General features: G+C 56.6%; 21 protein-coding genes. 10 read left to right on the plus strand and 11 right to left on the minus strand.

What is annotated here, in order from left to right; translation table 11 throughout:
• Positions 1-15 precede the first annotated feature (15 nt).
• Genes K5845_RS15225 through K5845_RS15235 form a run of 3 tightly spaced genes read right to left on the minus strand, consistent with a single transcriptional unit; the run spans position 16 to position 3670 of the window.
• On the minus strand, positions 16-1248 hold the full coding sequence (locus K5845_RS15225) for an ABC transporter permease (RefSeq protein WP_287959387.1): 1233 nt from the start codon (positions 1246-1248) through the stop codon (positions 16-18).
• Positions 1245-1985 carry an ABC transporter ATP-binding protein gene (locus K5845_RS15230; protein WP_287959388.1) on the minus strand — a complete coding sequence of 247 codons (741 nt, stop codon included), beginning with the start codon at positions 1983-1985 and terminating at the stop codon, positions 1245-1247. Before K5845_RS15230 ends, K5845_RS15225 begins: the two co-directional genes overlap by 4 nt.
• 8 nt (positions 1986-1993) lie before the next feature.
• A complete protein-coding gene (locus K5845_RS15235; RefSeq protein ID WP_287959389.1) occupies positions 1994-3670 on the minus strand; it encodes an alkaline phosphatase family protein in 1677 nt (558 codons plus the stop codon).
• A gap of 518 nt (positions 3671-4188) precedes the next feature.
• On the opposite strand from K5845_RS15235, the gene K5845_RS15240 reads away from it, so the two are divergent.
• The 3 genes from K5845_RS15240 to K5845_RS15250 are packed head-to-tail and all read left to right on the plus strand — an operon-like array spanning position 4189 to position 8205.
• Complete coding sequence (locus K5845_RS15240; protein WP_046478326.1) at positions 4189-4857, plus strand: response regulator; 669 nt, start codon at positions 4189-4191, stop codon at positions 4855-4857.
• 46 nt (positions 4858-4903) lie between these two features.
• Positions 4904-5857, plus strand: a complete 954-nt coding sequence (locus K5845_RS15245) for a phosphate/phosphite/phosphonate ABC transporter substrate-binding protein (protein ID WP_287959390.1) — start codon at positions 4904-4906, stop codon at positions 5855-5857.
• A gap of 8 nt (positions 5858-5865) precedes the next feature.
• On the plus strand, positions 5866-8205 hold the full coding sequence (locus K5845_RS15250) for an ATP-binding protein (RefSeq protein ID WP_052744014.1): 2340 nt from the start codon (positions 5866-5868) through the stop codon (positions 8203-8205).
• Between the two features lie 32 nt (positions 8206-8237).
• On the opposite strand, the gene K5845_RS15255 is transcribed toward K5845_RS15250, so the two are convergent.
• A complete protein-coding gene (locus tag K5845_RS15255; RefSeq protein ID WP_287959391.1) occupies positions 8238-9833 on the minus strand; it encodes a Na/Pi cotransporter family protein in 1596 nt (531 codons plus the stop codon).
• A 246-nt stretch (positions 9834-10079) separates the two neighbouring features.
• On the opposite strand from K5845_RS15255, the gene K5845_RS15260 reads away from it, so the two are divergent.
• Positions 10080-11174, plus strand: a complete 1095-nt coding sequence (locus K5845_RS15260; protein ID WP_287959392.1) for a DMT family transporter — start codon at positions 10080-10082, stop codon at positions 11172-11174.
• 184 nt (positions 11175-11358) lie between these two features.
• Here the strand turns inward: K5845_RS15260 and K5845_RS15265 are convergent, their stop codons facing one another.
• The gene (locus K5845_RS15265) at positions 11359-11715 is read right to left on the minus strand and encodes a hypothetical protein (RefSeq protein ID WP_046478329.1); all 357 of its coding nucleotides are present in this window, start codon (positions 11713-11715) and stop codon (positions 11359-11361) included.
• Between the two features lie 300 nt (positions 11716-12015).
• On the opposite strand from K5845_RS15265, the gene K5845_RS15270 reads away from it, so the two are divergent.
• Together K5845_RS15270 and K5845_RS15275 are read left to right on the plus strand one after the other, a co-directional pair.
• Positions 12016-13749, plus strand: a complete 1734-nt coding sequence (locus K5845_RS15270) for an OPT family oligopeptide transporter (protein WP_287959393.1) — start codon at positions 12016-12018, stop codon at positions 13747-13749.
• Between the two features lie 154 nt (positions 13750-13903).
• The gene (locus K5845_RS15275) at positions 13904-14563 is read left to right on the plus strand and encodes a pyridoxamine 5'-phosphate oxidase family protein (protein ID WP_046478331.1); all 660 of its coding nucleotides are present in this window, start codon (positions 13904-13906) and stop codon (positions 14561-14563) included.
• Positions 14564-14630: 67 nt separating this feature from the next.
• Here K5845_RS15275 and K5845_RS15280 read toward each other — a convergent pair whose 3' ends face one another.
• Positions 14631-16052, minus strand: coding sequence for an APC family permease (locus tag K5845_RS15280; RefSeq protein WP_287959394.1), 1422 nt, complete (start codon positions 16050-16052; stop codon positions 14631-14633).
• Positions 16053-16221: 169 nt separating this feature from the next.
• The gene (gene metC / locus K5845_RS15285; protein WP_287959395.1) at positions 16222-17415 is read right to left on the minus strand and encodes a cystathionine beta-lyase; all 1194 of its coding nucleotides are present in this window, start codon (positions 17413-17415) and stop codon (positions 16222-16224) included.
• 311 nt (positions 17416-17726) lie between these two features.
• On the opposite strand from metC, the gene K5845_RS15290 reads away from it, so the two are divergent.
• Positions 17727-18773 (plus strand): amino acid ABC transporter substrate-binding protein, encoded by a 1047-nt coding sequence (locus tag K5845_RS15290; RefSeq protein WP_244464901.1) that lies wholly within the window; start codon positions 17727-17729, stop codon positions 18771-18773.
• A gap of 18 nt (positions 18774-18791) precedes the next feature.
• Positions 18792-19478: a hypothetical protein gene (locus tag K5845_RS15295; RefSeq protein WP_090229877.1), complete on the plus strand. Its 687-nt coding sequence runs from the start codon at positions 18792-18794 to the stop codon at positions 19476-19478.
• A gap of 46 nt (positions 19479-19524) precedes the next feature.
• On the opposite strand, the gene K5845_RS15300 is transcribed toward K5845_RS15295, so the two are convergent.
• Together K5845_RS15300 and K5845_RS15305 are read right to left on the minus strand one after the other, a co-directional pair.
• Positions 19525-20541, minus strand: a complete 1017-nt coding sequence (locus K5845_RS15300; protein ID WP_287959396.1) for an RgsD C-terminal domain-containing protein — start codon at positions 20539-20541, stop codon at positions 19525-19527.
• A gap of 99 nt (positions 20542-20640) precedes the next feature.
• Positions 20641-22644 carry a vWA domain-containing protein gene (locus K5845_RS15305; protein ID WP_287959397.1) on the minus strand — a complete coding sequence of 668 codons (2004 nt, stop codon included), beginning with the start codon at positions 22642-22644 and terminating at the stop codon, positions 20641-20643.
• Between the two features lie 107 nt (positions 22645-22751).
• Here K5845_RS15305 and K5845_RS15310 point away from each other — a divergent pair, with 107 nt between their 5' ends.
• On the plus strand, positions 22752-23339 hold the full coding sequence (locus K5845_RS15310; RefSeq protein ID WP_287959398.1) for a nitroreductase family protein: 588 nt from the start codon (positions 22752-22754) through the stop codon (positions 23337-23339).
• 48 nt (positions 23340-23387) lie between these two features.
• Here K5845_RS15310 and K5845_RS15315 read toward each other — a convergent pair whose 3' ends face one another.
• The gene (locus tag K5845_RS15315; RefSeq protein WP_046478334.1) at positions 23388-24170 is read right to left on the minus strand and encodes an NAD kinase; all 783 of its coding nucleotides are present in this window, start codon (positions 24168-24170) and stop codon (positions 23388-23390) included.
• A gap of 59 nt (positions 24171-24229) precedes the next feature.
• Here K5845_RS15315 and cutA point away from each other — a divergent pair, with 59 nt between their 5' ends.
• Entirely contained in the window at positions 24230-24559 is a 330-nt protein-coding gene (cutA, locus tag K5845_RS15320; RefSeq protein ID WP_287959399.1) for a divalent-cation tolerance protein CutA, read from the plus strand.
• Between the two features lie 34 nt (positions 24560-24593).
• Here the strand turns inward: cutA and K5845_RS15325 are convergent, their stop codons facing one another.
• On the minus strand, positions 24594-25655 hold the full coding sequence (locus K5845_RS15325; RefSeq protein WP_287959400.1) for a trypsin inhibitor-like cysteine-rich domain-containing protein: 1062 nt from the start codon (positions 25653-25655) through the stop codon (positions 24594-24596).
• Positions 25656-25868 lie beyond the last annotated feature (213 nt).

Consider the following 25868-nt stretch of genomic DNA (forward strand, 5'->3'; position numbering starts at 1 on the left):
GTTTTTCATAGTGCCTCATGTCATGGCTGCGAGGCCTTTGGCGACGTCCTCGCGCAAGGCCAAAAGCGCTGGGATGAATCCGGCGAGCAATCCGAGTGCCATAGCGACAGCGATAGCCGTGATCTCTGCCAAGCCGGCTTGGCCAATGGTCAACAGGTAGCCGTTGGATTGTTCCAGTTGCCACGCTATGGCGACGGCCATTAACCGACCGAATGCGACACCGATGACGGCGCCAAGGCCGGCGATGAATAGCCCCTCAATGGCCATGACGCCCAACACAGTTGCGCGCGAAGCTCCAATGGCCCGCAACGTGGCGATCTGTCGGCGTCGTTCGACCGCTGCAGCAAAGAGAGAGATCATAATACCGAGGCAAGCTATGAGCGCTGCGAGCCATGCGATGGATGTGACGAGCGATTGTCCTCGTTGCAGGTAGCCGAGCACTTGGGTCGCTGTGCGCCCCGGAAAGATCGGCTGTACATCCATGCGCTGTGCCATGAGAGCATTGAGGCGCGCCACGTCGGCATACCCGCGGCCTTCGATGAGCACGGCTGTAATCTGACGGCCTTCATGATCGTGTGCGTCTGACGACGCGTCGTGAAACTGGCCGTGAATTCGCCAACTGGTATCTAGCGTTGTGAAAATCGCACGATCTGTCGGTGCGCGTGTTTCTTCGAGAAGGCCCACCACGGTATAAGGTTGCGCTTTGTGATGGTCGGAGAGATCTTCCGGCAATTCGACGAAACCGTGCGCGGCTGTGAACGTGTCGCCTATTGTGAGCCCGGTCGCTCGCGCGACGGCCGCTCCAAGGGAGGCTTCAAACGCGTGTTCCGGCCATCTGCCTTTTAGGAGGGTTTGTTGAGAACTGCGCCGGTTTCGTCTGATAAGATGGAGATAATCGGGTGTCGTTCCGACGATCAAATGGCTTTTGAAGCTGTCTCCGAAGTTGAACGGAACAGCGAGCGTTACGCCTTGATCGGCGTGCACCTGTTCATAGATCTCAATGGGGATGTTGCCTGTTGGGGCTTCGGCAAAGAACAGCGTCGATAGGACAGCCTGTATCTGGCTCCCTTTCGCGGCAAGCAATAACTGATATCCTCCCGCTGTTTCGCTCGCGCTTTGCCGTGCGGCTTTGGACAGCGTGGTGGTGGCGACGACAATCGAGATGCCGAGAGCAACGGCCAGCGCCGTAAGCCCGTTGAGCAAAGGGCGGGCACGCAGGTAGCTCAACGCCAACCAGACAGAGGTCATGAACTCACCTCCATGGCTCTGTTGATGGCTGACATTGTGAGCGTGTGATCGAGTTCCGTCAGCACCGCGGGATCATGGGTGGCGACCACCAAGGTTGCGCTGTTTTCTTTGGCAACCGCGATCAACAACCGCACGATGCTTAATCCTAGTCCCGGCTCAAGGCTGGCTGTTGGTTCGTCTGCAAGCAGCAGACGAGGATGCCCGGCAATGGCACGCGCAATCCCAACCCGCTGCATTTGTCCGAACGAAAGCTGATTCGGCTTTTGTCGGGCCTTAGTGCCAAGTTCCACGCGATCCAGAAGCTCTTGTGCTCGTGCGCGGCGGAGCGAGGCGGGCATCGAGCCCGAAAGCCGCATCGGAAGTTCAACGTTTCCAAGAGCACTCAACGCAGGAATGAGATTGAAGCCTTGGAAAACGTAACCAATTTTCTTGGCCCGGAATCTATCCAGCGCGCCTTGCCCTAGCCCCGTCAGTTCCTCTCCATCCACGCGGATGCTGCCGACAGTGGGTCTAAGAAGGCCGGCACACAGATTTAGCAGCGTGCTCTTTCCGCAGCCGGAGGGACCGGACAACCCGATCGAGAGGCCTGCAGGCAGAGCCAGCTCATCGATATCAAGAACCGTGAACGACATCTCACCTGTCCGGTAACTTATCTTGAGCCCAGACATCTCAACGATCGGTGCTGGACCTCCGTTTTGAGAGAGGTCCAGCACGCGGGTTTGCGCTGTATCTGGCACAGGATTGCCTACTGCAACGCTTCTGACAGCACGCGTCCTTCGCAGCCATTTGGCGGGCGAACGTTGAGGATGAAGGCCAGCGTACGCGCCAGATCAACGGTTTCCGAGTCGCCGTACTTTCCAGCCTTTATCCATTTCGGGCCGTACATGACGAGCGGCACGTTGGTGTCGTAGGACCAGGGCGATCCGTGGGTTGAAGCGTAGGCCGTAGGCTTGGCGAACAAATACCAGTTGGGCTTGTTCATGATGACGATGTCGCCGCTGATCTGCTGGTGCCAAGCGAGCGTTACTTGCTTGGCAAGCTTCGTGTTCGGCATACGGCCTTCTTCGAGTTGCGTGCGGGTGAATACAGCCTCCACGCCTGGATAGCTGCGCAGAAATCTCTGTGCCGTATTCTCGACAGCCTCGCGGTCAAGGTTCTTGCTGTCGACCAGGTCGTAGTCGAGGTAGAGGTTCGGATTCCACCAGGTCATGATGTACTTGCCCTCTCCATACTTCTCGGAGAGCGCAGTGTTGGTGGCTTCGATCAACTTCTCTGGATCGATGCGACCAGCATCGAGATTCCTACTTGCGCTGAATTCCGGAATGTTCATGAAGCCGTGGTCTGCGGACAGCGTGATAATCACGTTGTCTAGACCCACTTCCTGGTCAAGGAATTCGAATAGCTCGGCGAAGACGCGATCTAGACGAACGGTCTGATCGTGTGACTGCCGGCTCTCCGGACCGAACAGGTGGTTGGCATAGTCGTGGCTGGTCCAGCTCAATGCGAGCAAATCAGGAACGCCGGCGGGGTTGTTGCCGAGGTTCTCTCCCTTGATCGCGGCCTTGGCGAAATCCAGCATGAGGTTGTCACCGTATGGCGACCAGATCATCGCGTCGTAGTAGCTCTTGCTGGGTTCGTTCGCTCCGCCGCTGATCGGATGGGGAAACTTCGTGCCGAGCCCTTTGTAATTCGTCGACCATGGCCGGTCATCGGGAGCTGACCTTGCGTAGGCTTCTTCCGGCAACAGGAGTGTCCACTGCTGGCCGAAGTATTTGTCCTGCGGCTTATCCTTGTAATAGGCTTTCCACCACTCTGGATAATCCGGCATATAGTAATTTGAGGTGATGAAGCGGCCGGTTTTTGTGCTGTGCATGTATGCCGTGCCGTTTTGACCGGCGAGGCCAATCGCGCTGCGGTCCTTGCCTGCGATTGCGATCACTTTCGATTGGCTATTTGCGTATTTCAGTTCGTCACCGACTGCCGTCACTTTGATGTTGAACGGAGATGTTCCTGCGTGCTTGGACGTTTCTTCGTCCAGGTATTTGTAGCGGTTATCTTGTGTCGAATAGACCCGCTCCCGTGTCTTTCGGTCAATCCAATCATTCCCAATTACGCCGTGCTTGTAGGGGTGCGCACACGACAACAGCGTCGCGTGCCCCACGCCGGTATAGGTGGTGGCGTGGCTATAGTGATTGTTGCCGTACCACGCGCCCTTGTCGAGAAGCAGCCGAAAACCGTCCTTGCCGTATTGATCGTAATATTTGACGAGCTGCTCCTGCGGAAATCCGTCGACCGCCATGAAAACGATTAGCTTTGGCGGAGCCTCGCCAGCAGTTTCAGTAGCATAGGATTTGGTGGTTCCGGTCGTGCAAAGTAACAAAGCACTTGCGCCTAAACCCAGAAGAATATCGGTAAATTTCATTGAGCACTTTCCTCCCAACATGCGTTGCTTGCGACGGTTTTTGCGAGCGCGCTATTTTGATTGTTGGCGTCAGCGCATAGCGGACTGAGTGTTATTCCCCGCCCTTTTGCTGGCGCTTGGAACTCGGCCGAATTGTCCTTGCTTGCTTGAGGACTGCGCAGCGTCATTGAGCAACACGTGCGCAGTGACGTGGTTGCCGTCTGCATGTTTTCAGTTCAGTGCGGGGGGTGTCTAACCGGCATGCGAGATAGTGCGGCCTATCTCGAATGGCAGGGGGCTAAGACGTTCGCCTAACCAGAAGGCATATGTCTTTTGGCTAGCATCCCAGAGGTCATCGTCTTCTTTCGCCGCCGCGGGGGCGTCTTGCAATGCAACATGCTTTTTGTGTGCAATGGTGCGTGCGCAGGCTTAAGCTTGGCGCGCACTAAGGCCCGCATTGCGGGGGCGCACGTGTCCGATATGATCTCTTATCTTCTGGAGTACATCGCTGCCTGTGCAGATTCCAGGGGCTCTACGCCATGAACATCCTCGTTGCCGACGATCATCCTCTCTATCGTGAGGCCCTTGCCTCTATATTGGATGGCCTTGGACCGAATATCCGTATTTTTCAGGCCGAAACGTTCGACGAAGTGATCGACTGTGTCTCGACCATCAACGTTGATCTCGATCTGATTTTGCTCGACCTGTACATGGGGAGCGGTGATTGGCATTCGGTCGTCGAGAAGCTCCACGTTTGCCGTCCAACTACCCCTGTCATCGTTATTTCCGGGTCCGACTCGCGAGTGGATGCCGAGCGCGCGATGAAGGCAGGGTGTTACGGTTACATCCCAAAATCGATGAAGAAGGATGAGATGCTTAGCGCCATCAGGCTCATCCTGACAGGACGGGTCTGCATTCAGCCGCGCAATGACGGACGCCCAACCAACCAATCCGATCCTCCAGCGATTAAGCCCGATTCAGAAGACGCTCGTATTGCGCTGCTCACCAGCAGGCAGCGAGATGTGTTGGCCGAGATCGGAACCGGAAAATCCAATAAGCTCATTGCTCGTTCGCTCGGGATGACCGAGGGAACCGTAAAGCTGCACGTCGCGGCTATATTGAAATGTCTTGGGACGGAAAACAGAACGCAGGCCGCCCTCGTCGCTCATCAACTCAACGCGGCTCCGCATGGATCGGAAAGCAAATGAGTTATGCACGCTCCTATTTTGAAAACTGGTGATGGGGCGTAGGCCCATGCAAAGAGGCGATGTCGCTGAAGGTGTTCCGTTTGGTCGTATTCCACGTGGCTGGATACGCAAACTGAAGCATTTTTTCGGGATACTGCTTCTGTTTGCGCAGATCGATGTGGTTAGCGCCGGCGATATCTCTGGTCTGCCTCATTATCGATTCGGCGTTACACCATGGCAGCATGGTCAGTCCAACGACGATATTCGTGTGCTTTACAAGCCATTGCTTGAATGGCTTGGGCAAAGGGTAGGTGCTGAATTCGTGATCGTCGGTGCTGCTGGCTATGGCGAGACCATTGAGCTTCTGGCCAATGAATCCATTGATCTCGCGGCAATATCACCAGTGCCCTTTGTCCTAGCTAAGCAGCGAAACCCGCGTGTCGCGATGCTTGTGACTGAACTCAGTTGGGACTTCGGAAACCAGAAAAAGAGCCCGTCATATGAAGGGTTTATTATCACGCGCTCTGATCGAGATGACATAACGGGTCTGGAGTCTTTACGGGGCAGCCGCTTCGGGTTTGTCCGGAAGCAATCGACGAGCGGATATGTCTATCCGGTGGCCTACTTCATCCGCCACGGCATCGACTATAAGGCCTTCTTTAGCCGGGTGTACTTTCTGGGCAGCCAGCCGAGAGTTACCGATGCCGTTGCCAGCGGCAGCATCGATGCCGGCGCCACGTGGGACTACAATCTTAAGCAGGCCATCAGCAAGCACGGTCCGATCTTCAAGATCGTGGCCAAGACAGGAATGATCCCCAATCTTGGAATTGCCGCCAACACGACTGTGCCAGAGGCAATGCAGAACAAGATTCGCAACGCGTTGCTCATGGCAAATGAAGTACTTTTCCGAGGGCTCCCGGCTGCGGGATACGTTGTCAAGGACGACTCCTATTACGATCCCGTCCGCGATGTCGTTCAGCTTGTAGCAAGAGCGCCTGGCTTGATTGGTGAGGAGAAGTAGAGCGTGAGATGCTGAATTCACCGATGGAAGCTTCATATTTGCGAAGCCCGACCGGCCAAGCTTCGGTGAGACGGCGCAAGCCAGCAATCGGTCTTGCCGCTAAGGTGCTCGCGCCCATAACGGGGCTCACTCTTCTCGCTGCCACCCTGGGGGGACTGATCCTCAACGAGGAGTACAAGGTTTATCAATCAAGCGTCGCTCAGAAGAAAGCAGAGCTGACTTGGCGCGTACGCACACTCTATGAAGGGAACCGCTCCAAGCTGCTGGATGTCGCGAAGTTACTGGCGAACAACCCAAGTGTGCAAAATGGCCTGTTGATCGGAGATCAGTACAACCCGCTGAACACGATCATGAATTTTCTCGGTCATTCCAGCATCGACATCATCAACCTCTACGATCTCGACGGTCGTGCGTTCGCCCGCGCACAGTCACCGAGTTACTTTGGCGACTATGATGAATTTGCGCCTATCGTCCGTGAGATCGTAGCGGGTACGGCCAGTGAAGAGCCCAAGACGGTTTCAGGTATAGCGCCATATAAGGACGGATTGGCGCTTGTCGCGATCCGTGTCACGCAGGGCGTGAGTGGGGCAACAGGTGTCGTTGTCGTAGGTCAACGACTGTCACCGCAATTCCTGCAGTCCTTCGCTCCTGCCAACCACACGTCTGTCGCGCTATATCAAAGCGGCAAATCCTTCATGTGGACGGATGACGTCAGCGCTTTCCCCGCGGATGAGGGCGCTCATACCGCTTACACAGAACGTGCTGTTGCCGGGGGGGCGCCATATCGTATTGAACTCGTGACGAACGATCTTGCGCTTTTCGGCCCGTTCTGGGGGGCGCGTGCCAGTATTCTTTCAATTGCAGCCATTGCTGCGGCCGCTTCCGTCATTGTCACATTTATTTTCATGTTCATGACGGTCGTGCGCCCCGTCCGACATTTGATCGCTGTTGCCGAGAAACAAGTCTCGGGAGATCTGACTGCGCGCGTGCATTTGCGTAGTCAGGATGAGCTTGGACGGTTGGGGGATATCCTAAATCTTTTAACCGGAAACCTGAGGGCCTCTCTGGCGGAACGCGACCGGACCAACGAACAACTTGAGGCGCGTGTGGAGAGGCGCACCGAGCAGCTGCAGCGCGAGCTTGTCGAACGCGAGCGCGCTCAGGCTGAACTCGTTCGAGCTAAAGAGGAAGCGGAAGCGGCGAATGCGTCGAAGTCGCGTTTTCTTGCCGCCGCGAGTCATGACCTTCGCCAGCCGGTGCATGCGATGACCCTATTTGTCTCGAACTTGGTGCAACAGGTTGAATCGCCCAAAGCCAAGCAGACGGTCATCAACGTCAATGCTTGCGTCGAGACGCTTTGCGAAATGTTTGAAAATATTCTCGATGTTTCAAAGTTGGCATCTGGCGTCATCAAACCGGAGACCGAAGAATTTCCCGTCTCGCGATTGCTCGACCGTCTACAACGCGAATTCGAGGGGCTCGCCGCGGAAAAGGGCGTAGATCTTAAATCGATCCGTTCGACGCTCCTGGTGAGGAGCGATCCAGCTCTCCTTTATCGCATACTCAGCAATTTGCTTTCCAACGCGATCAAGAACACGAAAGAGGGGCGCGTCCTGATCGGGTGTCGTTCGCGAGGTGATTCCGTCGAGATACAGATCTGGGATACCGGAATAGGCATTCCTCAATCCGAGATCGTGCACATTTTCGAAGAGTTCTACCGAGGCGCCAACAAGCCGGACCATAGGGGTGGAGTTGGTTTCGGCTCCGGACTGGGCCTTGGACTTTCTATCGTGGAACACACCGCCAGGCTCCTCAATCATGCCGTGCACGTTGCTTCAGTACCCAACAAGCACACGCGATTTTCCATCACGCTTCCGCGCGCGGCCGGCACGCCTCCGGCCCGTCAAAACCCGACGGCAAATAAACATCTTGATGTGGCTGGAGCTTTGGTGCTCGTCGTCGATGACGACGTTCTTGCTCTCAAGGCAGTCCAATCGACGTTGGAAGATTGGGGATGCACGGTCATCACCGCTCAAACATCGGACGACGCATTGGCCATCCTTGCAGCAGGTGATCCACTACAGGCGATCATCGTCGATTACCTGCTACAGAATGATGACACCGGAGTGAATTTGTTACGCAAAATGGAGGATGAACTGGGTCTCCGTATTCCGGCGATAATTCTGTCTGGAGTCTCAAGCCGACTCCTGGAGCAAGAGGCCGAACGAAACGGCTACAAACTTCTCTACAAACCCACTCAGCCCTTGCGCCTTCGACAAGCCCTGGCGTCATCGGTTCTTGCCGGACATACGGTCGCCGATATGCCCGTGCGCAGAGCCGTTGACTGAGACGCTACCCTTTTTGGCAACCTAACTACGCCTTAGTGACCGTGGGTGACCGAGGTCAGATGAGCGCTAATGCGCTTTAGGTCTCTGAGGAGGTCTAGATGCAAGGAGCTCGTCCGAACGCTTTCGGTGCGGCCTTCGCGTAGACGTTCGAGATGGGAGCTTTCGGAGAAGCGACTGTATTGCTTCACCTCCACGTCAACGTCTCGAAGTTTCTGCGCTATCGAACGGTCTGAGGAGACGAGAAGACCGCGCGCTAACTTCAGTTCCTCGATGACCAATCCATAGAGGTTTGAAATTTCGTCGAGCCCTTCGTCCGACAATGTGAGACGCCTTTTGTTTTTGCGGCGGATCGCGTGCGCGATATTGGTGCTTGCGATATCGCCGATGTGCTCCATGTTTATTACGAACAGCGAAATCTCGTAGCGCTTCCGTTCTTCTTCGTCCGTCAATTCCTCACGACCGAGCCGAGCCAAGTAAAGCTTTATCTCATTTTGCAGTTGGTCGATTTGATCATCCATTTTGACCATTTCAGCTCTGCGGTTCTCATCGCCTGAGTTGAAGGCCTTCAGGCCAGTTTGAAGCATAGCTTCGATCATCTCCGCGACAGTCAGAGCCTCTTGTGCCGCGCACGCCAGGGCCAAAGGAGGCACCGATAGTGACGCGTTATCAAGGTGGCGAGCGGTGCTTGTCTCTGTCGGATCGACTGGGAGGAGCCAAGCGAGTCCGCGGCCAATCAACTGCACGAGAGGTAGTGTCACGACAGCGAGGAGCAAATTGAAGATGACATGGAAATTTATGATGGCTTGGCCAGCAGAGCCGGAAATCGGGTTAAGCCACGACAAGAGCGGATGAATAAACGGCAGCATTGCGAGGCCTCCCATGCCGCGCACCAAAAGATTGCCGAGTGTCACCCGTTGTGCCGCTGGCCCGAGAGGGAGCGATGTCAGGAAGGGAGGCAACGCGCCGCCAACGTTTGCACCGAGTACCATCCAGGCTGCCAGGTCCGTAGACAGCACCCCAGTCGCATTCAAGGACATCAGCACAAGCACTGTCGCGAGACTTGAAGCGAAGATGGCAGCAATTGCTGCGCCCAGAACGAGCGCGAGGAAGGGCGCGCGCTCAAGTAGTGACATAACCAAAGCCAGAGCCGGGGAATGACCCATCGGCTCAGTCGCGCTGGCAAGTAGTCGGAGGGACAGCAACATTAGGCCCAAACCGATCGCAGTACGTCCGAGCGCCCGGCGGCGCGAATTATCCGTTGAAAGGAAGGCGGTAACCCCGATTATGAGCAGTACGGACGCAAGCCAGTGAAGATTTAAAGCTAAAATTTTTGCGGCGATGCTCGTGCTTACATTAGCGCCGAGCATTACTGCTTGAGCCATCGCCGTGGTGATGAGTTCCTTGCCTGCAAAGGCAGCGACAATCATTGCAGTCGCTGTACTGCTCTGCATCGCAAAGGTCGTGGCAAGTCCTGTTGCAAACGCAAACACGGTGTTACCCGTGCTACGGGCAAGCCAATGGTGAAGCCTCGCTCCAAACGCTCGCGAAATTCCGGTCCGCACCATTCGGACGCCCCATATCAGCAGGGCGCACGCTCCCAATATGTCTAACAGAACCAGTTCAGGCATGGCTTAGCCTCCACCGGCAGCCAATATATAACTAACTTGAACTGAGGAGTAATGAATATGTTCCCTTTTAAAGCGGAACGGCGCGCGTTCACACACGGGTCTCAGTGGATTTTGTGTCTGCAGAGTGTCAATCGGCCTGTGGCAGGTGCGCGGGCTATGCCGTCGCGCTACACCTCATAAATGTCGTAGAGAATTGGTGTCCGTGAACTCAGAACAGGTCAGCCTTATTTATGCTAACGAAGGTGGATGATAGAATTCAGCGCGGAGTTCTCGCGTTGCGAGTTACCGCACGGGTGTCTCTCTGTACGCAGCATATTCGAACGCGCCTCTGACCTGACGTTGGGTGCGCAAATCCACCATGCTCCTCCTCCTATTCTTTGGTTGATTGCTATGTCGTATCCTGAGCCTGCGGGCCCGCCTGCTCGCAAGTTTTATGATGTCGTCAAGTTCGCGATCTCTCGCGTTTGGCACTCGCCGTATATTCTGTTGGCCCTTGCCGTGCTCTTTTGGTCCGGAAATTTCATCGTCGGTCGGGCGACTACCGGCATCGTGCCGCCTATTGCTCTTGCATTCTGGCGTTGGACGCTTGGGCTTATACTTGTCGTCGCTGTTGGCGCGCCACAAATTCGACGCGACTGGCCTATGCTCAAGAAGCACTGGCCTATCCTGCTGCTGCTCGGTGGTTTCGGTATCGCCGCCTTTAATACGCTGGTTTACGTCGGTTTGCAGACGACGACGGCCGTCAACGCGTTGCTTCTGCAGTCGGCGATGCCCGTCATCATTCTGGCCGCCGTATTTCTCCTCTACGGAGAGCGGGCCAGCGTCCGGCAGGCGTTGGGCGTATTGATTTCGATCTGCGGCGTCGCAGTTATCGCGGCAAGGGGAGATTGGGGCGCGCTAGCGGCTCTGTCGCTCAATTCGGGCGATGTGTGGGTGCTTGCGGCGGTCGCCGCCTACGCGATGTATTCGGCGCTGCTGCGTAAGCGCCCCGCCGTCCATCCGCTGAGCTTTCTCGCGGCGACATTTGCGATTGGGGCAGCCATGCTGCTGCCACTTTACGTTTACGAGCACCTGACGGTTGCACGGGTAGAGCCTGTTTGGGCAGCTTCCCTCGCCGTTGCGTACGTAGCGGTTTTTCCCGGCTTCCTGTCTTACTTATTTTTCAACCGCGGCGTGGAGTTGGCAGGCGCCAATATGGCCGGGCACTTCGTGCATCTCATGCCGATCTTCGGCAGCGGCCTCGCCATCCTTCTGCTTGGAGAGCGTTTTGCTTCCTTCCATCTCGTTGGCGCTACGCTTATTGGTATCGGATTGGGGCTGGCCACCATACGACGCTCATAGTTTCCTGCGGATTGCAGCTAGGCTCAAGCGCGCCGCCATCTTGACGTCCGACAAAACCTGCTCAGTTTCCGTGTTCGTGCAGTGACGTAAACGGGGGAACCCTGCGCTTCTGAGCGCAGGGCGCAATGAGTTGTGAGGGAAGGCAGTGAACAGGCGTTCGTTGCCCGTATCCTGCAACCGCTCATCAACGGGTATCTTCTGAGATTTTTTCCCAGAAGTCGCTTTCGCAGGCTTTCGCGTATTGGTTTGCGGAGATGCTGCCGTCCTTTGTATCACCGACAGTGATACCTCTAATATTCATATCGTCTCTGAATTTCCTGGCTTCGTCGCCTTTCAGATAACCGTCCGAGTTCAAATCATATGCGTTCCAGGTTTTGTCGCAGTCTTCTTCAGCGTAGACAGGATGGAATGTCAGAGCTGCTAGGGTGGCCGCAAGGATAAATGTCCTCATTTTATGAACTCCGAAAAATACAAAAAAGGTCAGGGCAATGAGTTCGTGAAACGGGGGAGGGTTCACGAACGTGCTAATGATGTAGTTCATACAACGCGTTGTCACCATAGCTTCAACCAAGTTATTCCGGTAATTGCTTGAAGCGGTTAACGCGCCGTTTTCTTCGCGGTGGGCGTTTGACCTTACGTCTCGCACGAAGATCGGGGACGCCAACTGGTGTGATTGGCGAGGGCGTGCAACAGTTGCCCAAGTTTAGCGGTTTATGTTGGGTCGGATACTTGATGTACTCAGTTTGCGGTGCTCAACGGGCGCGCGTGAGCGCTTAGATGCGGAAGGTGCGACGTCACTGTAGCGACACCAAATTCGGTCGAGGCACGATATCTGCCGGAATTGACTGTCCGAGCCGTGATGACTGGCATGGTGATCGGCGCGCTTCTCACGCCGTGCAATGTCTATAGTGGTTTGAAAATCGGCTGGACATTCAACATGTCCGTCGCTGCGGGGTTGATTGGTTTCGCATTTTGGACCGCTGCTGAACGGTCCGGTTTTGGACGCCCGTGGGGGCTTCGCGAAAATAACATCAACCAGACGGCGGCTTCGGCTGCAGCTTCGATTATTGCTGCGGGTCTCGCAGCTCCTATTCCTGCCCTCGCGCTTCTCACGGGACAGACGCTCTCGTTTTACGTGCTTAGCTTCTGGTTGATTGTCGTGAGCCTTCTTGGGATCGTCGTTGCTGCCGGGCTTCGCAATCAGCTTCTTTTGCGCGAACGTTTGCCGTTTCCTTCCGGTGTCGTTACGGCCGAGACGATGGGGGAGATTCACAAGGGCGGAGAGGAAGCTCATGCCCGATTGCGATTGCTGTCATTCACTGCTGCTCTGAGCGCGAGCCTAAAGCTGCTTGTTACGCGGCTGAATGTTGGTCCGTTGGCGCCGGGCTTACAAGCAACGATGACCACGGAGAGTGGCAGGAACATTTCTGTCTCGGCGTCTAACCTCGGCCTAGCGCTTGACCCATCGCTGTTGATGGTGGGGTTTGGCGCCATTGCCGGGCTTCGCATCGGTGTTTCGATGCTTCTCGGTGCGGTGATTGCGTGGGGAGGTCTCGCCCCGTTGGCTCTGAGCTACGGCTGGGTCCAACCTGCCGATGGTGATGCGGTGTGGTTTGCTCCGCTCGTTGAGTGGCTTTTGTGGCCTGGTGCGACGTTGATGGTGACAGCGTCCCTGACCGCATTCGGCCTCTCGATGATACGGATGGCCTTGCAGCAGCGGGCGCAACGTAGGGACGATTTCGCGGTCCAGGAACGGCCGATCAATATGCGTGTATTGTTGGCCGCGTTTGTTGTGGTGCTGGGATTGTCGGTGACGGCCCAGAGCACAATATTTTCCATCGGCTTGTTCGAGGCCGTCATTGCTGTCCTTCTGAGTTATGTTTTGGCGGTTGTGGCGGCACGCGTTTCGGGGGAAACCGCCATCACGCCGATCGGGGCGCTGGGAAAGATCACTCAGCTCACGTTCGGCGCGATTTCTCCAGGGAATGTTACAGCGAACCTCATGACAGCCAACGTCACGGGTGGGGCAGCGGGGCAATGCGCCGATCTCATGCATGATCTGCGTACGGGCCAACTCATTGGGGCGACACCTTCGTTTCAGATTGTCGCTCAAGTTTTTGGAGTGTTGGCCGGAGCGTTTGTGGCCGCGCTCACATACCTTGTGTTGATCCCAGATCCACAGGCTCAACTTATTACGGCAGAGTGGCCAGCGCCTGCGGTCGCGACTTGGAAGGCTGTTGCGGAGGTTCTCGGCGAAGGCCTTGAGGCGATGCCGCCTGGCGCGATTTCAGCGATTGTCATTGCGGCGATTGTCGGTATTGGCCTCGCTGTGGCCGAGGCTTTCGCTTCAGAAACTTGGCAACGCGTTATCCCGAGCGCTTCCGCGATTGGACTCGCATTTGTTATCCCGGCATGGAATGCGTTTTCGTTGTTTTTGGGTGCTGCAGCCGCTGCCGTTATTGCGCGGCTTTATCCCGAGTGGTCTAAGCGGCGCATCGTTGTTGTCGCGGCTGGATTTATCGTCGGCGAGAGCCTTGCCGGCGTTATAGGGGCTTTGGTGAGACTCGCGGGATGATATGCAAGTTCCGGTGGCACTTGCTTCCATTCCTCTGAGAATTCTGTCCCGAGACAAGTTTTTCGTCGACGTATATTCATCGTGCATTTGCTGCGTTAGGGTGCAATGCAAAGCCTTCATAATTTAAAAACGGGAAACGATGGAGAGAACGCCAATGAGCCGTCTTTTCGGGCCACAGCATCGCGCGCTTCAAGACGAATTCCAAAGCCGGCAATTGGCCGACCGTATTGAGCTGGTTGCAGCCAGGACAGAGGTGGACGATCTTACGAAGGCTTTCATTGAAAGCCGTGACATGTTTTTCCTGTCAACGCTTGACCACGGCGGACGACCTACCGTTTCTTACAAAGGGGGCGATCCTGGTTTGGTCAGGGTGATTGATCCCACGACCGTTGTCTTTCCTAACTACGACGGCAACGGCATGTATTATTCGATGGGCAATCTGAACATGAACCCAGAGATCGGTATGCTGTTTATTGCGTTCGACAAACCGAACCGTTTGCGTCTGCAGGGGCGGGCGGAGCTCGTCCGTAGCGGACCGCTTCTGGAGATGTTCAATGAAGCCGATCTGGCTGTCCGCGTTTCCATTTCCGAGATCTGGACCAATTGTCCACGCTACGTGCATCGCTACGAGAAGGTGAAGTCTTCGCGTTATGTGCCGCGTGATGGCGTTGAGACCCCGCTGTGTGGATGGAAGCGGATCGACGAGATCCAGGACGTGTTGCGTCCTGCTGAGACTGCGGCGGTTGAAAAAGAGGGACAAATCACGGCCGAGGATTGGATGGAACGCGTGATCAAAGGTGATGAGAGCGCGTAAAGGGCTTGCGATGTCCGGCTGACACGTTTCAGCGGGATTAAGCTGTGACGTGGAGGAACGCGGTGGTTCAGTTGCGCGGACCTAACTCCGCGATATCGTCGGGTTCCAAGATTTCCGGTTGCAGCCCGATTGTGCGGTTGATCCATACGGTTACGAACCACAGTGCGATGCCAATGCCAATAAGAACGGCGGCAATGAGGTATTGATCTGGGTTGCGACCGGTCCACGGCCCGATGAGGAAGCCGCAGGACAACATGCCAAGTATGGGCACTATCGTTGGAGCCCGGAAATGTCGGTGGTCTACGTTCTCCTTGCGGAGGATTAGTACGGCTACGTTGACGACGGTGAATACACACAGAAGCAGGAGTGCTGTGGTTCCGCCGAGTGCTGGTATTTCACCGACAAACGTAATAAGGGCGAAGGCCAGTAGCGTTGTGAAGGCGATGGCGACATAGGGTGTTCGGCGCTCTGCGTGGACTTTTCCCAGAACGGGAGGCAACACGTGTTCCCGGCTCATGCCGTAGATGAGGCGGCTCGCCATCATCATGTTGATCAACGCGGTATTGGCGACCGCGAACATGGTGATCAGACCGAAGATCTCGATAGGAAAGCTGGGCGCTCCCGCTTGCACGACCTGCAAGAGCGGTGTCTCGCCCTGACTTAGTTGCTCGGGTGGAACGAGCGTAATCGCAGATATGGATACGAGGACGTAGATAATTGCTGTGAGGAGTAATCCCATCAGCAGAATTCTGGGAAATATGTGGCTCGGGTCCTTGGTTTCCTCGGCCATGTTGACGGAATCTTCGAAACCGACCATGGCGAAGAATGCCAGCGTGGTGGCGGCGATTACCGGCCAAATAAAGCTGCCGTCTTCGGAGGTTTTGAACTCCATGGCACGGGAGACATCTCCCTGGCCCGCTCCGATCGCCCACAAGCCGATTGTGATGATGATGAGCAGTCCTGTGAGTTCTATGACTGTCAGTGCAACATTGACCTTTAAACTCTCACCCACACCACGGAAGTTGATGAGGGCGATAGCCAGCATAAATGCCAGCCCAACTAGCGTGATACTGGCTCCCTGATCGAGGCCTAATCCAAATGCGTTCGAGAGGTTGGCGGCGAAAGCACGTGATGCTGTCGATGCAGAGGTTATGCCGGAGCACGTGACGGCAAAGGCTACGATAAACGTGACGAAGTGGATGCCGAATGCGCGGTGAGCGTATAGTGCAGCCCCGGCCGCCCGCGGATACTTCGTGACGAGTTCGAGATAGCTAAACGCGGTGAGCAGCGCGACGGCGAAGGCAACGAGAAACGGGAGCCAAACAACGCCGCCGACGTGTTCGGCAATTTGTCCTGTAAGGGCATAGATGCCTGTGCCGAGAATGTCGCCAATGATGAACAATAAGAGCAACCACGGCCCCATCACCCGCTTTAATGTGGGGCCCGCTGCTTCAGCGGAGTGGTCGGCTGGCTTGGCGAGGTCCGTCATGAGCTATCCCTCAAAACCATCTCTCGTGCCCGGATCGCCCGGCTGCCGCGAACCGGTTGTCTGGGGTAATAGTCTAAATTGCTAGAGTAATTCTCCGCCGGTCAAGCGGTTGCATGCTTCGTTGAGCAAACGATGTTGGATGATCTGTGAGAAGGGCCTGTTCGGGCAGCTAGGACTGTCGGGCCGCATTAAATCTTGCGAAGCCTGCTTCGAGATCGGCTTTGAGATCGTCGACGTCTTCCAGACCAATGTGGAAGCGCAGGGCCTGCCCATCATATTCCCACTTCGTAGCAGTGCGATACGATCTCGGGTCGAAAGGAAGGATGAGGCTTTCATAGCCGCCCCAGGAATACCCCATTCCGAAAAATTCGAGGCTATCAACGAAGGCTGCCACGGCTTCCCTAGGTGCGGGGGTTAGCACTGCGGAAAAGAGGCCGGAGGCACCGGTAAAATCGCGTTTCCAAATCGCGTGACCGGGATCGTTCGGGAGACCTGGATGCAGAACGCGTTCGATCTCGGGGCGTGCCTCCAGCCATGAGGCGATCTCAAGAGCCGAACGAAAGTGCCGTTCGAGGCGCAAGGGGAGTGTGCGCAAGCCGCGCAGACCAAGGTAGGTTTCTTCCGAACCGGGGCAAACGCCAAGCGCGCCGTGCATGCGCAGTACTTGAGGCTTGGCGCGTGTATTGGTGGTTATCGCACCGAGCATCGCGTCGGCATGCCCGACGATGTATTTGGTTGCGGCTTGTATCGATACGTCCGCACCGTGGGCCAACGCGTCGAAATAGAGTGGGCTCGCCCAGGTGTTGTCGGTTACGTGCCAAAGGTTGTGCGTGCGCGCTATTTCGGAGATTGCCGGGATGTCCTGAACCTCGAAGGTTTGCGATCCTGGGCTTTCCGTGAAAACGACGCGGGTCTGCGGGGTGATGAGCGCAGCAAGGTCGGATCCAATGCACGGATCGTAGTAGGTTGTTGTCACTCCCAGGCGGGCCAGAACCGTGTCACAGAAATGGCGCGTGGGTTGGTAGACACTATCCGTTATAAGGACGTGGTCACCGGCTTCGACAAAAGCCAACAGACTGGTGGTGACAGCCTGAAGCCCCGACGCGGTAAGAAAGGTCGCATCCCCGCCTTCAAGCTTGCAGATAGCCTCTTGAAGTGCGGACACTGTCGGCGTGCCACGGCGACCGTAGGTGTAAGGCTGATCGCGCACCGTCAAAGCATCCAGCGTTGGAAAGACCACGGTGGAGCCCCGATACACGGGCGGATTCACAAAGCCGTAGCTGGCAGATGGATCGCGTCCGGAATGTACTGCCTCGGTTGACGATTTGTGACGCGTGGATGCAGGTTTGGTTGGTTTTGACATGGGCTCTTCGATCATGAGGTATGTCCAGCCAGTGAACCAGCACGCGTCAAAGGTCAAGGCTTGACCTTAGCTGGGCAACGGTAGAAGACGTTGACGGGGGAGAGCCCGTGAGGTGCGGGCTTGGGACGTTTGGTTTGAGGTGCGAAGCAATTCTGCATTTTCACCCGAGGGTCCGAATTGAAGTTTGAACCGGCTCACCTTAGTGCGCGGGGGGCGCATTGAGGGGATGCGGAGACGTTTGAGTGCACGTGCCACGGGTAGGTGCTGTTCGCGTCTGTCGTAGCGCCGGTGATGTTCTGGGGAACTTGCATTTGACAAGTTGGGTATTGGCTCAGTTGTCCCGCGCCTTTTACGCGGCCTTGACGTTGGGAGTGCTTGCGGCTTCGCCAGGCGCTGTGGTGAACGCGGCGACGACGCTCGATGCCGTCAAGGCGCGTGGTCACGTTGTCTGCGGCGTGCGCGCTGATGTGGTTGGATTTTCGCAAGTCGACGCCCGCGGCAGATGGTCTGGGTTAGAGGTTGATTTCTGTCGCGCGCTTGCTGCCGCGGCGCTGGGCTCGAAGGATGCCATCGAATTTTGGGCTGTTTCCAATTCTGAGCGCTATCGTCTGTTGTCCCGAGGGGAGATAGATGTGCTGGCGGGCGGTGCTGATTTTACGCTGAGCCGGGACACGGAACTGGGTGTACGCTTTGTCGATACGCTCTTTCATGACGGCACCATGTTTATGGTGCGCCGCTCGCAAAATATCTTCAGCGCTCTTGAGTTATCAGGTGCATCCGTCTGTGTGCTTGAAGGAGCTCGCGGGAAAGCAGAGGTCGCTGAATTTTTCGAGATGCGCGGCATGCGCTATCAACCCGTTGCTTCAAACAGTTGGACGGATGTCGTCAACGCTTACCTTTCTGGTTCGTGCAACGCGATTGCTGGCGAAATGTCCATCTTGGCTGCGGCTCGGATGAAGTTTCCAGTCCCACAAGAGCACGCGATCCTGCCAGACTCCATTTCCAAGGAGCCGATTGGGCCAGCGGTGCGACAGGGAGATGAAAGATGGTTCAGTATCGTGCGCTGGACCTTAATGGCATTGATCCGCGCGGAAGAATTGGGCGTTACAAGCAAGAACGCAGAAGCTAAGCTTTCCAGTACGCGTCCAAGCGTGCGACGTTTGCTGGGGGTGAACTTCAATTTCGGCCAGGCGATGGGGCTTAACGCGGACTGGGCCTATCAAGCTATCCTGCAGGTCGGGAACTACGGGGAATTGTTTGAGCGTAATCTCGGGAGCCGGTCGCCTCTGCGTTTGGAGCGTGGACTTAACAAGCTCTGGGCAGAGGGCGGTCTTATGTATGCTATGCCGTTGAGGTAGGCGTTTGGGAGACGAGGGATGAACCCTCTTGTGTCGATCGACGGGCCCGTCGGATGGGCAATTGTCGCATCGCCGCTCGCCGTATTGGCGATCATTGCGCTCACCTCCCTATGGGCAGGTTGGAGCGGACGAAAGGACGCTTCTATCGATTTTGATTCACACGAACGACACGCTGTCGCGCCGTTGACCTCGCCCGTTGCGGAGACAGTTAAGCGGGTTGCGGACTTTGCTCCTAAGCCGGGCGCAGCTTCCGCAGGGACAGACGCTGTCGTGTCTGAGCCCGAGGCGTCCGATGTGGCGGGTGTGGGCGGCGCAGCTGTTGATCATGCCGCGCCTCAGCGTAACCAAGTTCAAGCTGATATTGCCGCGGCTGAGCGCGTCGGTGATCCGGGGCCGTTGGCAGCGCTTTATCTCTCCCTCGCTCTGTTGGATCGGGAGGCAGGAGATGAAGCGGGTGCAGCGGCTTCTTTGCGGCAATCAGTCGTTTTTGCAAGCCAAGCCAACAATCCAGGGGTCCACGCCCGGGCACGTTTGGAGCTTGGCGATATTGCGCACCGTGCCGGGGATCTGACCATGGCGTGTGAGCATTGGCAAATGGCGCGCAGCCTTTTTGAGCTTGCCGAGTTGGCCGATGAGAAGGTGGACGTGGATGCGCGCATGCAGCGGAATGGCTGCCCTACAGATTGGGTCCTGACTGACTTCTGAGAGGGTGCTGTGGGCCCTAGGGTAAGCTGGTAGAGCGGCTTTCCGGTTACTGCATCAGGACTTCGATGCGCGCCATCTGTCCATCTTCGACCTGAAATTGTTGCTCGAAGATACGGCCGGCGTGATTTGCCGTAACTTTATAGGTTCCAGGCGCAAGGATATGGGTTGGAAGAGCGCCGACGCTGCGCTTGATGACTTCGCCTTCCGGGGTTGCGATCGTCCATTGTGTGGCAGGCTGAGCTTCGCCGCCTGGACGCGTTACCAGACCTAGCGTCACCTTTGCTGCGGCGTGGGATAGGGTGGCTTCCGTCAGTTTTCCCGCCTCCACGGTCACATCTGTTGCGATAACGGCGTTGCTGTCTCCGTACGTCGAAATAATGTGATAAATGCCGGCATTGAGACGGATGATGACGTTGGGTGTTGCTCCGCTCATGACGAGGTTTCGTTCGCCAAGCTGGTTTCGTTCGCCCTCATATATATCGAAGGACACAGTATTTTCCGTGGCGTTTTTGTCGGCGACGCGCGCTTGAACTCGCAGTCCACCTGCGTTGATGATGAACCTCTCAGTGGCGGTATCGCCTCCTTTGAAGGTCAGATTCCGAGTTAAATTCGCTCGACCGAAGGCTGCGTTTACGATGTACTTTCCAGGTTTGAGCTGAAGCGACGGTCTGGCGGTGCGGTGCGTTTCAATCAGTTTCGGAGACACTTGCCAGTCGCCCGGGTCTTCGAATATGCGCCACGTTACGCCTTTGTCGATGTACTGCCCGTCGGCCGTTAACATCGCGACGAAGCGGACCTGTGCGACGTTATCTAAAGCATCGTTTTCGTCGTTCGAGGCTTCCGCCGGCGCCGGTGCGCTGCGCTTGATGATCGTTGTGTTTGTCGAAGATTGATCGGCCGGATCTGGTTGGTCGACGCTGATACCTGCGCCCCATTCATTGGGCTGCTCCATGGAAGGAGGGTTTTGCGCCAACGCCTGTGAACTGGCGGCGATGGCGCTGATAACGGCAGCGCCGCCCCACTTGCGGGCGGTGAGGAGGATGTGGCGGAGAGAGTTAGTCATAACGGTGGTCCGGGTTCGTCCGCGGATAAGCTGTTGCGGCTATAATAGTGCATACAGGCGGAAATCGGGACGCGGCAACTTTCGACAGTGGGGTCTTTGTTATTGCTCACTTAGTTTCGCGATAAGCGATTGGCCGTTGGCCAGTTCCACTGTGCCCTTCAATGTGCGGTCCCGGAGTTCGCAGCGTACCTCGTAGCGGCCCGGTGCCAAAAGCGCGCGTGGCGTATGTTGACTAGTGCGCCAGATGATCTGGCCGGAGGCTGAGCGGATTTCCCAGAAACGGTTTGTTGCTACGACTCCGGCGCCTTCGGCTATACGGAGCCGCAACTCGGCAGCTTGTGCCGCCAATGTGACGGATTTGTTCGTTCCGGGGGCGAGTTCGATGTCCTGCGTTACACTGACGTTGCGTGCGCCAATTTCAGCGACAATCCGGTAGCGTCCGGGCGGAAGGGTGAACTGTGGTGTCCGTTCCCAGCTCATTGCGACCTCTTGTGCGTAAGGTCCCTGCGAGAGAACTCGGTATACGATTGGGAATTCGCCGTTGCTAGGTTCCAGCGAGACATTTGCGACAACCTGCAAGCGTGCAGCATCTAAGATAATTGCGCGCTCCACAGTGCTCCCCGCACCAACGGCGATCTGGTCATACTTCTCGTAGAGACCGGAGCGGACCTTGACGTAATACGTCCCTGCCGGAACGGCCAGGATCGGTGAACTGGCCGCCGTGCGCAGCACCTCGCGACGGCCACCGGGTGTATTGGGGTCATCGACGGATAAGTAGTACGTCAAGTTGTCCGTTACCGGGGCCCCGCTGGCAGAAACCGCGCTTAGATGAAGCTGGCCTGCGCTTAGGTCCAGATTCACCGCTTCTATCTCGGCAGTTTTAATGGCGATGTCCCGTGTCACCCGACTTAATCCGCTCTCTGCCGTGATGCGATAATAGCCTGCGGGCAGCACAAATTCGCTCGATGGAGAATGAATGACCATCAGCGGAGATGTTTTTGCTGCGCCGTTTGCTGCCGGCTCTGAGAGCTCCGCGACGCTTACGAGCACTGGAATCTTGGATGTTTGATTGTTGCCAATTCGGGTTGCGACACGGGCGATACCTGCGGAAAAGCTGATCGTTACAGCTGTTGGTCCTTTTCCAGCGACTTCAGTGGTTTGGGTTGCCTTTGCCCGACCGAGGGCGGCTTCTACGATATATTTGCCTGCTGGTAACGGCACCGCGAATTGCGTTTCCAAAATGTCGAGAACGGGCTTCGATTTGTCATCTTCGCGAAAAATGCGCCAGTGGACGGGCTTGTCGACAGCTTGCGTGTCACCCAAAGTGGCTGAGACGACCAAATGCGGCGGGGCATCGGCGGGTATTTCCGGCAGCTTTTGCTTGGGTGTTTCTGGCTCTGCCCCCTTGCGTCGTGCGGGCGAGGGCGCGGGAACTCCGCTCGTCATAGCTAACGCTATGGCCTGATCAATCGCGCCACGCACTTCGGACAACGAGCGTACCGGGAAAACTTTGCCGCCCGTTGCTTCTGGAATACATGAAACTGCCGCCGTTTCGGTCGCATCGAGACCGAGAGAGACGAGATGAATGGGCATGCCGGGGTGGGCAGCCGCAATTCTTTGTGCAATCGTACAAGTATCCTGGCGGCAGTTGTCCGGACCGTCGTGTATCACGACCAGACTGGCCCGGCGTCCAGGTTCAACTTCCTCTGCAGCACGCGACAGGGCATCGGCCAGAGGGCCCTTGCCACGCGGATTGAGACTGTTGATAGGTGCGATTGTCCGGTCTCTCGGACGAACGTCGGGCGGCAAAACCACATCGACCCCGTTACAGCCCCGGCCGAAGGTAACGAGCCCGGTTCGGGCGTTGAGATCCAGGGCCGGCAGCGCTTGGAGGAGAGCGTCACGTGCAGCGGCGTATTTGGCCTGCGATCCGCCAGGCAGCTGTCCCCACATTGATCCGGAACTGTCGAAAAGGATGATCAGCGTCGGGCCCGCGTCCGTTGTCTCGGCTGCGGTGACGGTTTGCCGAGCTGCAAATACTGCCAGAAGCAGCATGAGCAGGATGGAACGCCCTAGGGCTATGGAGAATCGCGCAGGTCTCATGGCGGAGATTGTAGCGGTTCGCGTTTGCGGAAGCGAGACAGCCCATTTAGGAGAGCATGCTCAAGGTAGAGCTTTGTCGCATCGATACGTTCAAGGACAAATACACAATGACGATAACACCGGATGCCGAGTTGCTGAATTTTTTGCGGACGCGTCGTTCAGCGAAGCCGGCAATGTTGATGGAACCCGGCCCCAGTGATGCGCAGCTTACGCAGATTCTGGAAATTGCCGCGCGGGTGCCGGATCACAAGAAATTGGCACCATGGCGTTTTATCGTTTTTGCCGGTGGGGCGCGCGGACAGGCGGGAGATGTGTTCGCGCAAGCATGTGTCGCGGAAGAAAGCGAGCCGCCGAGCGAAACTCGTATTATCTTTGAGCGGCAGCGCTTTGAACGGGCGCCCGTCGTGATTGCCGTCGTGTCCCGAGCCCAGAATATACCTGCTGTGCCGGAATGGGAGCAGGTTCTGTCGGCTGGAGCTTCTGCCTACAACTTATGCCTTGCCGCAAATGCCATGGGATTTGCGACAGCATGGATTACGGAGTGGGTTGCTTACAGCCCCATGGTCCGTGAGGCTTTTGGCATCGGGGCGGATGAGCGGATCGCCGGCTTCGTCTATATCGGCACCGCACAAGAGCCTCAGGCAGATCGTGATCGCCCGCTGCTGAGCGAACACGTTACGTACTGGCGCGCCTGATGGTGAGATGGGACGGGCCTCGTCGGGAATGAGCGAGGCCTCCTGTCGTCAATATCGGAATTGTTCAGCCAGAATTCGTTCGTCGAGGTCGTGGCCGGGATCGAACATCATCAGCAACTCGACATGATGCGCTTGTTCGATCTCGACGCGTTGGACGTCGCGAGTTTCGAAATGGTCGGCGACCGCACTGACCGGGCGTTTGTTTGGCTCAACAACTTCGATGACGATACGGGCGCTATTGGGCAGAAGGGCCCCGCGCCAGCGACGCGGTCGGAACGGACTGATCGGCGTTAACGCCAGCAAAGGCGCATTGATCGGCAAGATCGGGCCATAGGCTGACAGGTTGTAGGCTGTCGATCCGGCTGGCGTTGCAATCAGTACGCCATCACAGATCAATTCCTGCATGCGTACTTTACCGTCGACCGAAATGCGCAACTTGGCGGCCTGGTGTGTTTGACGGAAGAGGGAGACCTCATTGATTGCTAAGCTTTTGTGAGCTTTGCCGTTGCAATCGTAGGCGTGCATTGCGAGTGGGTGAATGCGTGAAATGCGCGCCGTGCGCAGCCGATCGGGAAGGTCGTCTTCCTGATATTCGTTCATCAGGAAACCAACCGAACCGCGATTCATACCGTAGATTGGAATGCGGCTGTTCATGTAGCGGTGCAGCGTTTGTAGCATCAAGCCGTCGCCTCCGAGGGCGACGATGGCGTCTGCGTCAGTCGGCGGCGAGTTGCCGTAGCGGTGAGCGAGCCGACGTAACGCATCGCGGGCCTCCGGCACACCAGAGGCGACGAAGGCAATACGTTCGAAGGTTTTGGCAGATTTGGACATCAGTCTGCTCGCGTAGGCCCCGATCAGATGGTTAAAAGAGGCAAGGAGGCTCGGTTGAGATGAGCGAGGTTGAAAAGATGGTCATGATCTACTCGACCTTTCCCGATACGGCTACCGCGAAGGACGTTGGCGGAAAGCTCGTCGATCATGGACTAGCGGCCTGCGTCAACATAATACCGCAGATGACGTCTATTTATCGTTGGGAGGGGGCGCTTACGACCGATTCCGAAGCGATTATGCTGATAAAAACACGGGCAGCATTGGCGGCGAAGGTGATTGCGGCTGTTGAGGTCGAGCATCCTTATGAGACCCCCGCACTCCTGGTGTTCGAAGTCACGCATGGTGCACAGGGATATTTGGATTGGCTTGCGTCGCAGACGCAAGCCTAGTTGATGCTTGTTGCTGGGAAACCACACGCGAGTTTTAGAAAACGTCGCCGAAGGCTTGACGCATCAGCCGCTTTTGGCGGGTCTCCTTACTATAGCGCCGTCGGCTCGAGTGTTTTTTCGTGACGGTCACCGGCCGCTCGATCTCCACCGGCTGGTCGACGGGGTCTGCTACTGCGACTGCTGTCGCGGTACGTAGCTCAGGCCCACTGTCTTTTGGTGCCGGCATGATCTGGGGGAGTGCTGCACCACCGTCTGCCACTCCCTGCGTGACTGTTCCGCTGATTGGTCCTCCGACTGACATACGACCAGGAGGAGCTTCACGTGCTTCTGAGACGGATACCAGAGGTGGCAAATTGTTATAGCCGCTTGTCTCCACGTCGGCCTGCCATCCTGTTGTTGTCGAACGCTGCGCTAAACGTGGCGGGGCGAAAAGATTCGGACTGCTGTGCGACGTGTCCTGAGCGAATACCGTGTTGGGGACGCACTGGCCGTTCGCATTTTCAACCAGACCAGGGTCGCAACCTTCAGCGCATGTGTTTGCTGGATGGGCCTTTAACAGCGCGAGAAGTATTTCGTTGGGTTCTTCGATCGGGAGGGACGCGTTCACCTTGCGGACGAAGGCTTGCATGGCTCGTTTCGATGCTGGGCCCCAATCGCCGTCGAGATAGCCATAATAACATCCGACACGCTTTAGTTCTTCTTGTACTTCGACAATACGCGTGAAACGCGTGTGCGGCGATGAATGGATTGCGTATGTCGTGCCGGTTTCTATCAATGTCGCCGGCGTAGTGGCCGCGATTCCTGTTGCGGGGCGGACAAGATTGCGGCGTGCGACCACAGTCGGTGGACCGTTATTTTCTGCAGAGATTACGCCGTGCTCTGCTGCGTCGTTCGAGCTTTGCGCAAACAAGGGCGAAGACGGCGAAAAGGAGCGCAGTTGGCGTTGAGCAGGCGCGCCCGTGCTGGAGGAGACGGGCGTTATAATTCTCGAGAGCTGACCGAGACGGACGTGGTCTTCCATCGCGTCAGGGAAAAATGAGTAGGCGCCAATGCCTAGCCCCGCTGCCAGCAAGAATAACCCAAACAGACTACGCATAACTAAGAACCCTGTACTGTGCGCCCGGTCGCTCCAGGTGAACGTGCGCGCGCCGTCGCGGTTCCGAATCCAACCGCTGCCTAAACCTCCTCAAATTCCCCGGACGTGATCCGCTTCAGAATAGTGCGTTCCCTGCCTGTTCGCTAGTCCTGATTGACTGGGCGGGGCGCAGATTGGGTCACGAATTGCTGAGCGATTGAGGCAGATGAAATT

The sequence above is a fragment of the Filomicrobium sp. genome, assembly GCF_025698805.1.
Classification (GTDB): domain Bacteria; phylum Pseudomonadota; class Alphaproteobacteria; order Rhizobiales; family Hyphomicrobiaceae; genus Filomicrobium; species Filomicrobium insigne.

Excerpts from the sequence above, each read along its gene's own strand:
- K5845_RS15225 (WP_287959387.1), bottom strand. The coding sequence starts at position 1,248 with ATGACCTCTGTCTGGTTGGCGTTGAGCTACCTGCGTGCCCGCCCTTTG.
- K5845_RS15235 (WP_287959389.1), bottom strand. The coding sequence starts at position 3,670 with ATGAAATTTACCGATATTCTTCTGGGTTTAGGCGCAAGTGCTTTGTTA.
- K5845_RS15240 (WP_046478326.1), top strand. The coding sequence starts at position 4,189 with ATGAACATCCTCGTTGCCGACGATCATCCTCTCTATCGTGAGGCCCTT.
- K5845_RS15245 (WP_287959390.1), top strand. The coding sequence starts at position 4,904 with ATGCAAAGAGGCGATGTCGCTGAAGGTGTTCCGTTTGGTCGTATTCCA.
- K5845_RS15250 (WP_052744014.1), top strand. The coding sequence starts at position 5,866 with ATGCTGAATTCACCGATGGAAGCTTCATATTTGCGAAGCCCGACCGGC.
- K5845_RS15255 (WP_287959391.1), bottom strand. The coding sequence starts at position 9,833 with ATGCCTGAACTGGTTCTGTTAGACATATTGGGAGCGTGCGCCCTGCTG.
- K5845_RS15260 (WP_287959392.1), top strand. The coding sequence starts at position 10,080 with ATGATAGAATTCAGCGCGGAGTTCTCGCGTTGCGAGTTACCGCACGGG.
- K5845_RS15265 (WP_046478329.1), bottom strand. The coding sequence starts at position 11,715 with ATGAACTACATCATTAGCACGTTCGTGAACCCTCCCCCGTTTCACGAA.
- K5845_RS15275 (WP_046478331.1), top strand. The coding sequence starts at position 13,904 with ATGAGCCGTCTTTTCGGGCCACAGCATCGCGCGCTTCAAGACGAATTC.
- K5845_RS15280 (WP_287959394.1), bottom strand. The coding sequence starts at position 16,052 with ATGACGGACCTCGCCAAGCCAGCCGACCACTCCGCTGAAGCAGCGGGC.
- metC (WP_287959395.1), bottom strand. The coding sequence starts at position 17,415 with ATGTCAAAACCAACCAAACCTGCATCCACGCGTCACAAATCGTCAACC.
- K5845_RS15295 (WP_090229877.1), top strand. The coding sequence starts at position 18,792 with ATGAACCCTCTTGTGTCGATCGACGGGCCCGTCGGATGGGCAATTGTC.
- K5845_RS15300 (WP_287959396.1), bottom strand. The coding sequence starts at position 20,541 with ATGACTAACTCTCTCCGCCACATCCTCCTCACCGCCCGCAAGTGGGGC.
- K5845_RS15305 (WP_287959397.1), bottom strand. The coding sequence starts at position 22,644 with ATGAGACCTGCGCGATTCTCCATAGCCCTAGGGCGTTCCATCCTGCTC.
- K5845_RS15310 (WP_287959398.1), top strand. The coding sequence starts at position 22,752 with ATGACGATAACACCGGATGCCGAGTTGCTGAATTTTTTGCGGACGCGT.
- K5845_RS15315 (WP_046478334.1), bottom strand. The coding sequence starts at position 24,170 with ATGTCCAAATCTGCCAAAACCTTCGAACGTATTGCCTTCGTCGCCTCT.
- cutA (WP_287959399.1), top strand. The coding sequence starts at position 24,230 with ATGAGCGAGGTTGAAAAGATGGTCATGATCTACTCGACCTTTCCCGAT.
- K5845_RS15325 (WP_287959400.1), bottom strand. The coding sequence starts at position 25,655 with ATGCGTAGTCTGTTTGGGTTATTCTTGCTGGCAGCGGGGCTAGGCATT.